11 protein-coding genes are annotated in these 13,801 nt (G+C 65.5%); 8 read left to right on the top strand and 3 right to left on the bottom strand.

All coding sequences use genetic code 11. The features are described 5' to 3' along the window. Nucleotides 1-71: 71 nt before the first annotated feature. From PMO31116_RS01085 to PMO31116_RS01075, 3 genes are all read left to right on the top strand, one after another. Entirely contained in the window at nucleotides 72-1,007 is a 936-nt protein-coding gene (locus PMO31116_RS01085) for a LysR family transcriptional regulator (RefSeq protein WP_150565074.1), read from the top strand. A 476-nt stretch (nucleotides 1,008-1,483) separates the two neighbouring features. Continuing rightward, on the top strand, nucleotides 1,484-4,075 hold the full coding sequence (locus PMO31116_RS01080) for a YadA family autotransporter adhesin (RefSeq protein WP_174970708.1): 2,592 nt from the start codon (nucleotides 1,484-1,486) through the stop codon (nucleotides 4,073-4,075). A 201-nt stretch (nucleotides 4,076-4,276) separates the two neighbouring features. Then, nucleotides 4,277-5,650 carry an MFS transporter gene (locus PMO31116_RS01075; RefSeq protein ID WP_150565072.1) on the top strand — a complete coding sequence of 458 codons (1,374 nt, stop codon included), beginning with the start codon at nucleotides 4,277-4,279 and terminating at the stop codon, nucleotides 5,648-5,650. 77 nt (nucleotides 5,651-5,727) lie between these two features. On the opposite strand, the gene PMO31116_RS01070 is transcribed toward PMO31116_RS01075, so the two are convergent. Both PMO31116_RS01070 and PMO31116_RS01065 read right to left on the bottom strand, forming a co-directional pair. Next, the gene (locus PMO31116_RS01070) at nucleotides 5,728-6,027 is read right to left on the bottom strand and encodes a DUF1488 family protein (RefSeq protein WP_023595986.1); all 300 of its coding nucleotides are present in this window, start codon (nucleotides 6,025-6,027) and stop codon (nucleotides 5,728-5,730) included. Beyond that, nucleotides 6,017-7,432: an MBL fold metallo-hydrolase RNA specificity domain-containing protein gene (locus PMO31116_RS01065; protein ID WP_150565071.1), complete on the bottom strand. Its 1,416-nt coding sequence runs from the start codon at nucleotides 7,430-7,432 to the stop codon at nucleotides 6,017-6,019. Before PMO31116_RS01065 ends, PMO31116_RS01070 begins: the two co-directional genes overlap by 11 nt. Nucleotides 7,433-7,686: 254 nt before the next feature. Between PMO31116_RS01065 and PMO31116_RS01060 the strand changes: the two genes are divergently transcribed. The 5 genes from PMO31116_RS01060 (at nucleotide 7,687) to PMO31116_RS01040 (ending at nucleotide 11,535) form a co-directional block, all read left to right on the top strand. Beyond that, nucleotides 7,687-8,202 (top strand): universal stress protein, encoded by a 516-nt coding sequence (locus PMO31116_RS01060; RefSeq protein WP_174970703.1) that lies wholly within the window; start codon nucleotides 7,687-7,689, stop codon nucleotides 8,200-8,202. After that, nucleotides 8,195-8,671 carry a universal stress protein gene (locus tag PMO31116_RS01055; protein ID WP_150565069.1) on the top strand — a complete coding sequence of 159 codons (477 nt, stop codon included), beginning with the start codon at nucleotides 8,195-8,197 and terminating at the stop codon, nucleotides 8,669-8,671. Before PMO31116_RS01060 ends, PMO31116_RS01055 begins: the two co-directional genes overlap by 8 nt. Nucleotides 8,672-8,807: 136 nt before the next feature. Beyond that, nucleotides 8,808-9,452 (top strand): response regulator, encoded by a 645-nt coding sequence (locus PMO31116_RS01050; protein WP_150565068.1) that lies wholly within the window; start codon nucleotides 8,808-8,810, stop codon nucleotides 9,450-9,452. Between the two features lie 142 nt (nucleotides 9,453-9,594). After that, the gene (locus tag PMO31116_RS01045; protein ID WP_150565067.1) at nucleotides 9,595-10,449 is read left to right on the top strand and encodes a cyclic nucleotide-binding domain-containing protein; all 855 of its coding nucleotides are present in this window, start codon (nucleotides 9,595-9,597) and stop codon (nucleotides 10,447-10,449) included. A 93-nt stretch (nucleotides 10,450-10,542) separates the two neighbouring features. Further along, nucleotides 10,543-11,535 (top strand): zinc-dependent alcohol dehydrogenase family protein, encoded by a 993-nt coding sequence (locus PMO31116_RS01040; protein WP_150565066.1) that lies wholly within the window; start codon nucleotides 10,543-10,545, stop codon nucleotides 11,533-11,535. Between the two features lie 57 nt (nucleotides 11,536-11,592). Here PMO31116_RS01040 and PMO31116_RS01035 read toward each other — a convergent pair whose 3' ends face one another. Next, nucleotides 11,593-13,539 carry a PAS domain-containing sensor histidine kinase gene (locus PMO31116_RS01035; RefSeq protein WP_174970701.1) on the bottom strand — a complete coding sequence of 649 codons (1,947 nt, stop codon included), beginning with the start codon at nucleotides 13,537-13,539 and terminating at the stop codon, nucleotides 11,593-11,595. Nucleotides 13,540-13,801 lie beyond the last annotated feature (262 nt).

Raw genomic sequence — 13,801 nt, 5'->3', positions numbered from 1 at the left:
GCACATGGTCGGGGCGGCATACCCCTTGCCATCGTGCAGCGGGCCGCAGGATTGCTGATAAGATCGCCCGCATGGATTTACTGGCCGCCATGCGCATCTTTGTTCGGGTTGTCGAGCGGGGCAGCATGTCCGGTGCGGCACGCGATCTCGGCATCGGACAGCCCGCCGTCAGCGAACGCATTGAACGACTGGAACAGTACCTCGGGGTACAGTTGCTTCGTCGCAACTCGCGCGCGCTCGCCTGCACGGATGAAGGGCTGTTGTTTCATACGAGATGCCAGCACGTACTGGACGCTGCCGAGGAGGCTTGCGCGGCCGTCGCCAAAGGCGCTGACGGGATTTTTGGCACGGTGCGCATTGCGGCGCCGCAGTGCTTCGGAGGCGTGGTGCTTCCCCGGGCGCTCTTGCGCATCCGGGAGCTGCACCCGCGATTGTGCATCGAGCTCGTCCTGAACGATCTCGTCGTCGACCCGGTGACCGAGGGCGTGGACATGTCGCTGCGGCTGGGGGCTACGGGCGAGGGAAACTTCATAGCGCATCCCCTCGGCCACGTGCGTCGAATGCTGGTATGCGCGCCGGACTACCTCGCCCGCCATGGCGACATCGCGTCCCCCAGGGATCTGGCAAACCATCCGTTCATTCACGTCAAAGGGCAGTTCAATAACGAGTACCTGCCGCTGATCGGTGCACGACAAAGCGAAATGCTCGTCCCCATTCGCCCGTGCATCGTCGTCAGTCATTGGCGGCCGATGTACGAAATGCTGCTGGCCGGCGCCGGGGTGGGAGTGGTTCAGGAACCTGCTTGCGCGGACGCCCTTGCCGTCGGCCGCCTCGTTCGGCTGCTTCCATCGCACGCCGTGCCCGCCGTTGAACTCAATGCTCTCGTCCCCGCCGCGCGGCCCGTGCCATTGAAAACGCAGGCGGTCGTGGCGATCCTCAAGGCGCACTTGCCGGGGGCTGCCGCGCTGGGAACCGGCCCGTTAACCGGGCCGGGCCAGCCCATCTGAGCCGGGCGCAACGCTCGCGCCGCACCAGCGCCGACCGGCGTTTTCAACCATCTCTTGGTTTTTCCAATACGTGTCATCGGTCGCGTCGGCCAGCCACGCCTTACGCTTCGACACTAGCCTCTTGTTGGCCAACGCCTTCCGCCTGGTGCGCATCCGAACAAGGGTGCGGGGGGGCAATTTCACGTCAACGATGGGGATCGAAAGCGATGGGAAAGCCATTCAGGATTGTGGGAAGCGAGCGGTCCGGAGCGCATGGGACGCCCGCCAAGCGAGTTACTTACCGGGAAGTGCCCGCGCGCAGCACTCGTCATCGTTTGCTGCGCACGGTCCTGGGTGCTGCTACGCTCGGCTGCCTCGCGGCGTCGCCTGGTGTCCACGCCACCACTTACCCGTATACGTCCTACTCGGTTGACTGTCCGGCCCCTACGGTCCAGCAGGGGCCGGATGGTGTCGTTCGAAAGGACAGCAAAAAGCCCGTGGACGGCACTGGATTCTGGTCTAACGTGATCGGTTGTTCGGCAAGCGGCGGCGATAAGCTGGGGGTTCAGGTGATCGGTCCGTATTCGACTGCCACCGGTAGCGGTGCCGTTGCCATCGGGTTCAGCACGACCGCCGCGCAACGGGCTACGGCCGTGGGGATAGCGGCGAGCGCCACTGCCATGGGGTCGACGGCACTCGGGCAATGGGCGAGCGCGACCGGCACCGGAAGCATCGCGATCGGTGGAAGCGACGCCTCCAACACGGCGGCGGCGGGTGCACAGGCCCCGGGCACGAATGCGATTGCGATCGGCGGGGAGTCTCGTGCGACCGGTGCCAGCGCCATCGCGCTGGGCAGAAATGCCATCGCCTCCAATGCGGGTGACGTGGCCCTCGGTGCTGGCGCCAGGACCGCCGTGGCCGTCGGCACGAGCGGCACGACGCTCGGTGGCAAGGCATACACGTTCGCGGGTGCAACACCGTCGGGCACGGTCAGTGTCGGCGATACCGGCAAGGAGCGGACCATCACCAACGTCGCAGCCGGTCGGGTCGACGGCACCAGCACCGATGCGATCAACGGCTCGCAATTGTTCGCGACATATCAGGCGTTGCTGTCTGCGTCACCCGCCGCAGGCGCCGTCGAGTACGACAAGACGCCTGAGGGCACCATCAACTTCAGTCGCGTGACGATGAATCCGGCCGGATCCCCCACGACCGTTACCAATGTCGCGCCCGGCAAACTGAGTCCCTCGAGTACCGATGCCGTTAACGGGGCGCAGCTCTATGAGACTAACCAGAATCTGCGAAACATTGCCGGCGATGCAGGACAAGCCGGCACAGACGCCAACGGTGTCGGTATTCGCTATGTACGCACAAACGACACGGGGCTCGATCGCAGGGACGCGTCGGCACGGGGGCAGGGCAGCACCGCAGTCGGGTACAACGCCCTGGCGGGTGCGGCGAGCGCCCTCGCCGTCGGAAGGGAGGCTCAGGCGACCGGTGCGCAAGCGATCAGCCTGGGCAATAGCAGTGTCGTAAGCGGTGCGCAGGCGGTGAGCCTGGGGGGATCGAACATCGTCAGCGGCGATGGCGCAATCGCGATCGGGAGTCGGAATGTTCTGGTACCGGCGAACGCTCTCGCACTGGGTAACGGCATCGCGGTACGCGACGCGACTCTTGCCGGCGCGGTCGTCCTGGGCAACGGATCGACCGCGACGGCTGCGGTGCCGATTCAGGGGCTCGTCGTCGACGGGATGGTCCATTCGTTTGCGGGCGGCCACCCGGCGCCCGGCGATGTGCTGAGCATCGGCAGTGTCACCGCGCCGCGCCAGATCCAGAACGTCGCGGCTGGCCGCCTGACGCAGGACAGCATCGACGCGGTCAATGGGTCGCAGCTGTACGTGACCAATCAACTCGTGCGGGCGCTTGACGAGGCTGTGAAAAATATCGGCGAAGGTGGCAATCGCGCCAAGTACTTCAATGCGGATGGCGGCGTGGCTCCGCCGCTTCCCGATTCACTTGCCGCGGGTCCCGGCAGCGTGGCAGCCGGGCCGATGGCGCTCGCCAAAGGCGTCGATTCCACCGCCGTCGGCAACGGTGCAATTGCCGGCGAGGATGGCGACGTTGCGCTGGGCGCGGGTGCCCTCGCGGCCCAGGGCAGACAACGCTATGTCGGTGACTATTCCGGCGCGATGAACGACACCGTGGGCTCGGTCGCGGTGGGCGCCGCGGGCGCGGAGCGGACCATCAGTCATACCGCCGACGGCCGCTTCGATACCGACGCGGTGAACAAGCGGCAACTGGACGGCGCCGTCAGTCGAGCCGTCGCGCTGGCCATCGGCCTTACCAATCAAACCCTGGTCAAGAGCAGCAACTCGCCCGTCGGCCCGGCCACCCCCCTCACGCGGCGCGACGGCAGCCTGAACGAGATTCGGCACGATATCGCGCATCGCATGGATGGCAACGGCGAGATGTTCAAGATCAATCCGGGCAAGACGATCCAGCCGCCAACCAGGGCGTCCGGCGAAAACTCGATGGCCGTCGGCGCCGGCGCCGAGGCGTCCGGGGAGAACAGCGTCGCTGTCGGCAATGGCGCAAAGGCGAGCGGCAACCATTCGACGGCGCTGGGCAATGGAAGTCGCGCGTCGGCGACCCAATCCGTTGCGCTTGGCGCGGGCTCGGTGGCGACCCGCGACAACACGGTTTCGATAGGCATCGCAGGCGGGGAGCGGCAAATCGCCAACGTTCGGCCGGGAACCGCCGGAACGGATGCCGTCAACGTCAACCAGCTTCGCGCCATTCACCGCGACTTCAGTCAGCAACTCGCCGGCGTGCGAGGGGACATGCAGCATCTGGAGGGAGAACTCAGCGCCGGCATTGCGGCCGCGATGGCCATGGCAGGACTGCCTCAGGCAACCGAACCAGGCAAACACATGTTCAGTTTTAGCGGCGCGACCTGGCGGGGAGAAGGCGGTCTGGCGATGGCATTGTCGTCGGTTTCCGCGGATGGCCGGTGGGTGCTGAAGGGCGTGGCGAACACGTCATCGCGCGGGGACGTTGGCGCTTCGGTGGGCGTGGGCTTCCTGTGGTGAGTCGCATTGGGAGACGGCGCTCGTACTGATCCGTGTTCACTTTTGGGGGCACCCAAAAATAGCATCTTGGCGTAACTTCGATTGCGCACGACATTTTCCAGCGCGCCCCTCCGCTTTTGGCGTCCGATATTGATGCAGGCGGTGCCGATCCCGGGACCGACCGACGAACAAAACGGCTCGGACCGAAACGGAGGAGGGCGTATGAAAATGAACTCGATTGAAGTAGGCCGCATCACGGCAGCGCAGCGCCTGGAGCGACTGCCCGTATGCGGGTACCACCGATGGTTGTTTCTCGTGATTGCGCTGGCGTTCTTCTTCGACAACGTCGATCTGGCAACGATGACATTCGTGCTGGGCTCGATCAAGACGGAATTCGGGTTGTCGAACGTGCATGCGGGGATGATCGGCAGCGCGAGCTTCGTCGGCATGGCGATCGGCGCGGTGTGCTCGGGCATGGCCGCCGATCGCTTCGGGCGCAAGCCGGTGTTCCAGATCAGCATGGTGGTATGGGGCGCGGGCAGCCTGCTGTGCGCGAGCGCTTCCGGCCCGGTCGAACTGGGCGTGTTCCGGCTGCTGCTTGGCGTTGGCATGGGCATGGAATTGCCGCTTGCCCAGACGCTGCTTTCGGAGTTCATTCCGACCGCGCGTCGCGGCAAGTACCTGGCGCTGATGGACGGCAATTGGCCACTCGCGTTCATCACGGCCGGGTTGCTCTCGTATGCGGTACTGGCACACCACAACTGGCGTGTTCTGTTCGCGCTGGAAGCCATTCCCGCCTTGTTCCTGTTCGTGATTCGGCGGTACGTGCCGGAATCGCCGCGATGGCTGGAGTCGCAGGGGCGCCATGCGCAGGCCGACGCCGTCGTGGGCGCGGTCGAGACATCGGTGATGCGCCGTCTCAAGCTCGACGTGCTGCCGCCGATCTCTCCCGCCAGCCCCGACGCCCAGACGCAGGCGCGGGGCATGCGGGTCATCTGGTCGCCGAGCTACCGGCGGCGCACGGTGGTTGTGGGCACGCTCTGGTTCTTCGCGTTGCTGGGGTTTTACGGACTGAATACCTGGCTCGGCGCACTTCAGCAGGCGGCCGGCGTCGTGGTGACGCAATCCGTGCTCTTCACGGTGTACATCTCGCTGGGCGGCATTCCCGGATTTCTCGCCGCCGCCTGGGCCGTGGAGCGTCTCGGACGAAAAGCGACCTGTGTCGGGACGCTCGTGGGCGGCGCGTGTGCGACGTATGCGTTCGGTCAGGTCCTGGTGACCGGTGCGGCGCCCTGGTCGGTCTATGCGGCAGGCGCGAGCATGCAGTTCTTCGCGTTCGGCATGTGGGCGGTCCTGTACGCCTACACGCCAGAGCTGTTTCCCTCGCGTGCTCGCGCCACCGGTTGCGGGTATGCGTCGTTCTGCGGACGCATCGGCGCGCTGCTCGGGCCTACGCTCGTGGGCGCGATCGTGACCTGGTCGACAAGCGGCATGGTGTTTGCCTTCGGCGCCGCGTGTTTCGGCGTCGCCGCCGTGTGCGTCTGGTGCTTTGGTGTGGAAACGCGGGGCGTTCAATTGGAGGCAGTGTCGCAGTGATACCGCACGCATCGCGCGACGTTATCTGATCTCGCCTGCGATGCGCGTCGCGCCGGTCGCCAGCCCACCAGAGCTCATCATCCGTCCCGGCAAGGCGGGCACTCCATGCCCCAGCGGAAGTGGCCGCTTCGCAGCAGGATCGGCGCGCCCTGACAGAGCTTGAGATAACGCGCCGTCATTTTCTCGATCGACGGGCGGTGGGCGCGGAAGGCAACCATCAGGTCCTCGGCATTGATGGACTTGGCGTCGCAGTGGTCTTCGAGTGCCTCGGCCGAAATGGCGCACACGATTCGCTTGCCGTCGCAGTCGACGGCAAACTCGATGGTCATGTCGTCGGCGTTGTAGACGGCGGCGACGCGGGGGAACTCAATCTTCACGGCCAGGCTCCTGTGGCGGGGGACGATGCGCCGACGCGAGGCCCGCGTCGGACAAGCTCACCTGCTCCATGAACTCCACGACATGGCACGGCCAATCGAAGCGCTCCGAAATACGTCTGCGCAAACTGTCGGACGCCGCAGGCTCCCCGTGATTGAGGAAGATGTGACGCACCGGCCGGTCGAACTTCGCGAGCCAGTTGAGCGTTTCAGCATAGTCGGCATGCGCCGACAGCGTATCGAGCTGTATGACTTCGGCCGTCACATGAACATACTCACCGAAGATCTTCACCTCGCTCGCGCCGTCGACCAACGTCGATCCGCGTGTGCCGGGCGCCTGAAATCCGGTAAACAGGAGGGTGTTGCGCCAGTTGCCCGCCATCGCCTTGAGATGGTGCAACACCCGGCCGCCCGTGGCCATGCCGCTTCCCGCGATGATGACCGACGGCATGGCCCGCGTGTCAAGCCACTTCGATTGATCGACGCTCGTTACAAAGGTAGCCGCGCCACACATTTGAGCGCATTGCGCCTGGTCCAGTCGCTGATCAGCCAGATGCGCCGAATACACCCGGGTCACGTCGATCGCCATCGGGCTGTCCAGAAACACCGGTATGTCCGGAATCTCGCCGGCCGCCTTGAGGCGCGCGATCCAGTACATCAGGCTTTGCACCCGGCCCACGGCGAACGCAGGCACGATCACCGTGCCGCCGCGTGCGAACGTCCGGTGGAGAATCTCGGCGAGTTGTCCGCCAGGATCGGTGCGGTCGTGCAGCCGATCTCCGTAGGTCGACTCCAGCACCAGATAGTCCGGCGTCTCCGGGTTTGCCGGCGCCGGCATGATCGGGTCGTCGGCCCGGCCAAGGTCGCCCGAGAATAGGATCTTTGTCGCGCCAACGTCGAACTGCGCCATGGCCGCGCCAAGAATATGACCCGCGTGACGGAATGTGACCTCGATGTCAGGCGAAATGGCGAACGGTGTGTCGAACGCCCTCGGCTTGAGCAGCCCGATGGCGCGCCTGGCATCCGCAGTCGTGAAGAGCGGAAGGGCGGGATGATGCTTCGATTTGCCGTGCCGGTTCAGAAAGTCCGCCTGTTCCTCTTCCAGGTGCGCGCTGTCGAGCAACATGATCTCGCACAGGTCGCGCGTGGCCGCCGTGCAGTACACCGGGCCCTGGAATCCATAGCGGGCCAGCACCGGCAGGTATCCGCTGTGATCGATATGGGCGTGAGTGAGCACGACGGCGTCGAGACGATGCAGATCGAACGCCGGCGGCGCCCAATTGCGCGCACGAAGGTTCTTGATGCCCTGAAACGCGCCGCAATCGATCAGCAACTGCCTTCCGGCAGCCGAAAGCAGGGTTTTCGATCCGGTGACCGTTCCGGCCGCGCCCAGAAAGCTCATCTGCATGGAAACACCTCTGACAGGGACCGGAGCGAATATCGTCTCCGGCACTGAGAGCATAGCCGTCGTGAGGCGAATCGCCCGGTGACGCGCGGCGCGACGTTGATGTGAGTCAATGCCCGGTCGCGTGCCGGCACACGGCGAGTGCCGGCGGCGCTACTGTCTAATCGCCAGCGTAACGTCACCGTAATGCCGGGCGAATCATGTCACCGGCGAGCGTCACGCACATTTCACCGCACTCTTCCTGTGAGGACGACGCAATGTCTCATCGAATCCTGCTTGCCACAGACGGCAGCGAGACCTCATGGCACGCCCTGCACGAAGCGATCCGGTTCGCCATGCCAGACGATGTCGTGAGGGTAGTCAATGTCATCGACGATCCGTTCACCCATTACCAAGCGGCGTTTGCCACCTACATCGACCTTGAAGCGATTCGGGAGGGCCTGATCGCCGAGGGCCAGCTCACCCTGGCGGACAGTTACAAGAAACTGCACGACGAAGGCCTGCAGGCCGACACGCGCTCGATCGATCTGCGCACCTGGGGTGGAACGGTCGCCGACGCGATCCTGCGTGAAGCCCAGCACTGGCAAGCCGATCTGCTGATCCTGGGCACGCACGGACGCAGGGGCGTCCGACGCCTGTTGATCGGCAGTGTCGCCGAGCAGGTGCTGCGCCGCGCGCACCGCCCCGTCATGCTGGTCACGGGAGCGGACGGCACCGCGCCACGCGCGGCGGGCCTGCCGACGGTCACCGAGGAGGGCGGACATCATGTATGAACGAATCCTGGTCGCTATTGACGGCAGTCCGACCGCTGACGCCGCGTTCGATTACGCATTGGCCATGGCAAAGGCACGCCGGGCGCGGCTGCACGTGCTGTTCGTGGTGGACATTCCCGTCGCCTATGTCACTGATGCCGATCCGTTCCCCTTTATCGAAGCCCTTCGGATGCAAGGGGAGAGCATGCGCCAACTGGCCACGAAGCGGCTCAACGACGAGGGCGTGAGCGGCGACGTGGAGATTCGCGACCTGCTGCCGCTGGGCGGAGACGTGGCGGTGCAGATCAATGCCGCCGCCGACGAGTGGCAAGCCGACCTGATCGTGATCGGCACGCACGGCCGGCGAGGCTTCCGGCGATTGGCGCTGGGCAGCGTTGCTGAGAACTGCGCGCGGCAGGCGCACCGCCCGGTGCTTCTGATCCCCCCGACAGGCGTCGAACCTTCCGAAGCTCCCGGGAATGTTCTATAGACGCCACCTGTCGAATGCGCCTGCCGGAAGCGTCAGGCCGCGTGTAGAATCGATTTCATGGACGCCCGGGCATGGGCGTGCGTGGGTATTGCACATGCAATGCATCGAACGGGGTATACGACAGAAAGGCGGGCAAATGACTCGCATCATCGTTGCGGACGATCACACGCTGGTAAGGGCTGGATTGCAGCGCATCCTGGCCGGCAATGAGGCCCTGGAGATTGTGGGCGAGGCATCGAACGGCGCCGAGGCGATGTCGCTGCTTCAGACCACGCCATGCGATGTGCTGCTGCTCGATCTGTCGATGCCCGGACGCAGCGGCGTTGACCTGATTGCCCATATCAAGGCCACGTTTCCGCGGCTTGCCGTGCTCGTGCTCACCATGCACGGCGAAGAGCAGTACGCGGTCAGGGCGCTCAAGGCCGGCGCCGCGGGCTACCTGACCAAGGAAAGCGCGCCGGCGGAACTGGTGAGCGCCGTGCGCAAGGTGCATGACGGCGGGGTATATCTGAGCCCATCGATGGCCGAGCGAATCGCCAGGGACCTGGCGAGCACGGTAGACGAGGGCCCGAGCTTCCGGCGCCTGTCCGACCGGGAATTCGATGTCTTCCTGATGCTCGCGCGCGGTCTCTCGCTCTCGGACATTGCGGACAGCCTGTGCGTGAGCGCCAAGACCGTGAGCACCTACAAGGCGCGCGTCCTGCAGAAGCTCCAGCTCAGAAGCCAGACGGAACTGGTGCACTACGCGATCCGCCACGAGCTGCTTCGCGACAATCCCTGAACGCACCGTTTGTAGTCCAATGCCTACAGGCTGTCGTGTCGGCTGACACGACGTCGCGCAACGCGCTTATTTTTTTTCCGGCGTCTGTCTCCAATACTTCAAGCGTGATGACTTGACTTGAGGCCGTTGAGACGGAGTTGCCATGTATGCCCCTTCTTCCCTTTCGAACCGTTCGCCCCTCGCCCCGATTTCGCCGCTCGCGCCCGTTCCCCGCGGTCCGGCCGATCCCTCGGAGACCTCGGGAATCGCAGCGCGAAGCATCCGGATCCATCGGGCTTTCGATGACGTCGACGCCAGCGCACCCCGTTGCAGCACCTGCCTGCTCCGGCAGTTCTGCCTGGCGGAAGGCCTCTCCGACGAGTCGGCACGCCGGCTCGATTGTGTGACACGGGTGCGCCGCACGGTCCGGCGGGGCGAGGTGCTATTTCGGCCCGGCGACACGCTGGAATACATCTATGCCGTGCGTGCCGGCTCGTTCAAGACCGTGCTGACGCACCCCGACGGTCGCGAACAGGTCACGGGCTACCTGATGGGCGGCGAGCTGCTCGGGCTGGCGGGGATCGCAGGCGGCCAGTACGTCTCCGAGGCCGTAGCGCTGGAGGACAGCCAGGTCTGCGCCATCCAGTTCTCCGAGCTGGAGTCGATCGGCACGCAGGCACCCGCCGTACAGCACCAGCTTCACCGTCTCATCGCCGCCGGCATCGTGCGGGAACAGCAACAGTTGCTGCGTCTGGGCACCGCCCGCGGCGAGGCTCGACTGGCGGGCTTCCTGCTGGACGTTTCCGCGCGTCTGGCCGCGAGAGGCTACTCGCCGAACGCCTTCCTGCTGCGCATGACGCGTGAGGAGATCGGTAGTTTCCTCGGATTGCAACTGGAGACCGTCAGCCGGATGCTATCCCGGATGCAGGCACAGAACGCGCTTCGCGTGCGCCAGCGCGAGATCACGCTGCTCGACATCCGGCAGTTGACGCTCATGGCGAATGCAGCACAATCCTGACGGCGGGACGGGACGGGCCGCGCAAGCGGCACGAGACATAAGCACACGTACGGCACGTACGAGACTTGGCGAGGCGCGGCCGCGCGAACCGGTATGCGAGCGATGCAACTCTCCGGGGCAGACCACAGATTGCGGCTGGTCGACATCCCGGTTCCCGAGCCAAGTCCCACCCAGGTTCTCATCCGGGTGAGCGTGTGTGGCGTGTGCCGTACCGACCTGCACGTCGTCGACGGCGACCTTCCGAACGTTCCCGACAAGATCATCCCGGGGCATGAGATTGTCGGTACGGTTACCGCGCTGGGAGGCCGTGTGGAGGATTTGCAGATCGGCGATCGTGTCGGCGTTCCATGGCTTGGTGCAACCTGCGGGTGCTGTCGGTTTTGCCTGAATCGGCGCGAGAATCTTTGCGACGACGCGCGATTCACCGGCTACACCCTCAATGGCGGCTATGCAGAGTACGTTGTCGCCGAATCCCGGTTCACGTTCCGTCTGCCGGATCGCTACGACGACGCCACCGCGGCGCCGCTGCTTTGCGCCGGCCTGATCGGCTATCGCTCGCTGTCGATGACTGGCGACGCCCGCCGACTCGGCATTTACGGATTCGGCGCGGCGGCACACCTGATCGCGCAGATTGCCAGCGCGCAGTCCCGCGAGGTCTACGCCTTCACGCGCCCCGGCGACATTCAGGGGCAGGCGTTTGCACTGGCCCACGGCGCCGACTGGGCCGGGCCCAGCGATGCGCCGGCGCCGCAGTTGCTCGATGCCGCCATCCTCTTCGCCCCGGTCGGCGAACTGGTTCCCCAGGCGCTCGCGTCGACAGACAAGGGTGGCGTCGTGGTCTGCGCCGGCATTCACATGAGCGATATTCCGTCGTTTCCGTACCGTCTGATCTGGGGGGAGCGCCAGGTTCGCTCGGTGGCGAATCTGACCCGAGACGACGGGCTCGAATTTCTCAAACTTGCCGACACGATTGCGCTGAAGGTGACTACGCACGAGTACCCGCTGGAGCGGGCCGGTGAGGCGCTCGACGATCTGCGCCGTGGCGCGTTCTCCGGCGCCGCGGTGTTGCGGGTCGGGGCGACGTGAACCCGGTGCCGGCGCGATCGCGCGCCGCGTCGTGCGCAACGAAAGCGCGGTGGGCCCTCAAACGGCGGGGGCGCCGGGTGAGGGCGGTTTCTCCAGCGGAATCACCGAGGTGACAACGGTGCCGCCCTCGGATGGGCTGCGCACTTCCAGCGACCCGCCAAGCAGGCGAGCTCGCTCGCGCATGCTGATCAGTCCCAGCGCGTCGGGCTTGGGCCGGGTAGGGGGTAGGCCCCGGCCATTGTCGGAGATGCGCAGTCGACATTCCCGGTCGCAGGACAGTTCGATCGTGATAGACGTCGCTCGCGCGTGTTTTGCGACGTTGTTCATCGCCTCCTGAACGATACGGAACAACGCGGTCGCCACGGCCGGTGGAACGGGCGGCAGGCCCTGGGCGCCGGTGACGTCGACGGCCACCCCGTAGCGCCGTGCAAAATCCTGCGCGTACCACTCGATCGCGGGACCGAGCCCGAGATCGTCGAGCATCGGCGGGCGCAGTTCGGCGGCCATCTGGCGCACCGCGCTGATCATTCCGTCGATCGCCATCTCGATACGCTTCACATCGGCGCTTGCGGGGGCATGGCCGTCGAGCGCGCGCTTGAGCATTGCGGCGTCCATTTTCAGCGCGGTGAGCCGCTGGCCAAGATCGTCGTGGAGTTCTCGCGCGATTCGCAGCTTCTCGTCTTCACGCACTTCAAGCAGGCGCGCGTTGAGTTTCTCAAGCTCGAGCCGGGAGTTCTGCAGCGCGTTCGCCATCTGGCGCTGCTCGGTCACGTCGCGCAGCACCACCGTATAGAACTTCCCTGCCGCGTCGGCGCTCTGGGAAATGGACGCCTCCATCGGAAACTCCTCGCCGTCCGAGCGCAGTCCCCACAGCGGCCTGCCGCGCCCCATCAGGCGCTCCGATACGCCAGTCGCCCCAAATCGCTCGATGTGACGGAAGTGAGCATCGCGGAACCGCTCGGGGATGAAACGCCCCAGCGGCTCACCGATCGCTTCCATCGCGCTGCATCGGAAAATGCTCTCGGCCGTCGGGTTGAATATCTGGATGCGCTGCCATTCGTCGATGGTAATGATCGCCTCGCGCACCGACTGGATGACGCTGAACAAGCGACTGTCGGAGCGCCGCTTGTCGAGTCCCTCGCGCTCGGCCACCGCTCGGGCATGCCGCCGTGACATCAACGCGACAGCCCAGGCGAACAAGGTGGCGGCGCTCATGATGATGCCGAATACGAGCGCCCAGTTAGACGTGCCTGCCCCTCGCAAGGCGGCAAATTCGCCGGATGCGGTGTAGGTGAGGTCCAGACCCGCCATGTTGGCGTAAGGCAAGTGCGTCGTCGCCCGATAGGTGGCGGACGGTCGCGGCTCGCTTGGCGGGCGAGGGGCCAGGCTGTCGAAAACCGGCTGGGGTTGATCGGTCGCCCCTGCCGTGGCAATGGTCAGCGTCAGCTCGTGCAGGATCGGGCCGATCGCCGCGTGCACCAGCATGTCGATGTCCGCGATGGCATAGGCGCACGACGGTGTCGCGCTCGCGTTGGCGAGGAAAACGAGATAGGCGCGCCCGGTCGACGTCGACGTGCGCGAGAACATGCGCTCCGCGGCCCCGGCGCCCCCCGACAGGTCCAAGGCAGGCACGGCACCGCCCATGGGCGAGTATGCGGCCACCCGCCGGACGCGGTCGCCGCTATGCTCGCACTCGCCCACGCTGACCAGGCCGGGCAGGCGCTCCGCGAGCCTCATGCGCTGTGCGTACGTCGTCACTGTGGTGTCGGTGGGCGCGGGCAGGTCCGCCAGATAATCCGATGCCCCATGGACCGCGTCGCGGTACGCGGTCAATACGCTCCCGAGCTTCTCGGTGGCGGCGTTGGTCCGTTGCGAGAAACGCGCGTCGACATTGCTGTGCAATACGGAGCGCACCACCAGCCAGTTGGCCGCGGCGATGCCCACGCTAAGCAGGCACACGGCAGCGAACAGCAGTCCGTCGGACTGCCGAATGGATCGAAGCATGCCACGCAGCGTTTTGGCCATCATGTCGCCCGAATTCGATGCAATGGCATCGGATGCTGCCGTTGTATCACCGTTTGCCCGGATTTCCCATACGCGTCATTCCGTAAATCGTCCTGCCGGTGCAACGGCAGGCAATCAGCCGCCGATCAGCCGGTCGGCGGGCGCTGTGCCGACACGGCGCGTCGTGGGCGGCCTTGATCCGCGTCAAGCGACAGGCGCCACGTCCGTACTAGGCTGGAAACGGATCCCATCTCCGTGGAGT

The sequence above is a fragment of the Pandoraea morbifera genome (assembly GCF_902459575.1).
In the GTDB taxonomy this organism is placed as follows: domain Bacteria; phylum Pseudomonadota; class Gammaproteobacteria; order Burkholderiales; family Burkholderiaceae; genus Pandoraea; species Pandoraea morbifera.
The sequence above is the reverse complement of the archived record's forward strand: the minus strand, read 5'-3'. Positions and strand labels throughout refer to the sequence as shown.

Coding starts and splice junctions, on each gene's coding strand:
- PMO31116_RS01085 (WP_150565074.1), top strand. CDS start 72: ATGGATTTACTGGCCGCCATGCGCATCTTTGTTCGGGTTGTCGAGCGG.
- PMO31116_RS01075 (WP_150565072.1), top strand. CDS start 4,277: ATGAAAATGAACTCGATTGAAGTAGGCCGCATCACGGCAGCGCAGCGC.
- PMO31116_RS01065 (WP_150565071.1), bottom strand. CDS start 7,432: ATGCAGATGAGCTTTCTGGGCGCGGCCGGAACGGTCACCGGATCGAAA.
- PMO31116_RS01060 (WP_174970703.1), top strand. CDS start 7,687: ATGTCTCATCGAATCCTGCTTGCCACAGACGGCAGCGAGACCTCATGG.
- PMO31116_RS01055 (WP_150565069.1), top strand. CDS start 8,195: ATGTATGAACGAATCCTGGTCGCTATTGACGGCAGTCCGACCGCTGAC.
- PMO31116_RS01050 (WP_150565068.1), top strand. CDS start 8,808: ATGACTCGCATCATCGTTGCGGACGATCACACGCTGGTAAGGGCTGGA.
- PMO31116_RS01045 (WP_150565067.1), top strand. CDS start 9,595: ATGTATGCCCCTTCTTCCCTTTCGAACCGTTCGCCCCTCGCCCCGATT.
- PMO31116_RS01040 (WP_150565066.1), top strand. CDS start 10,543: ATGCGAGCGATGCAACTCTCCGGGGCAGACCACAGATTGCGGCTGGTC.
- PMO31116_RS01035 (WP_174970701.1), bottom strand. CDS start 13,539: ATGCTTCGATCCATTCGGCAGTCCGACGGACTGCTGTTCGCTGCCGTG.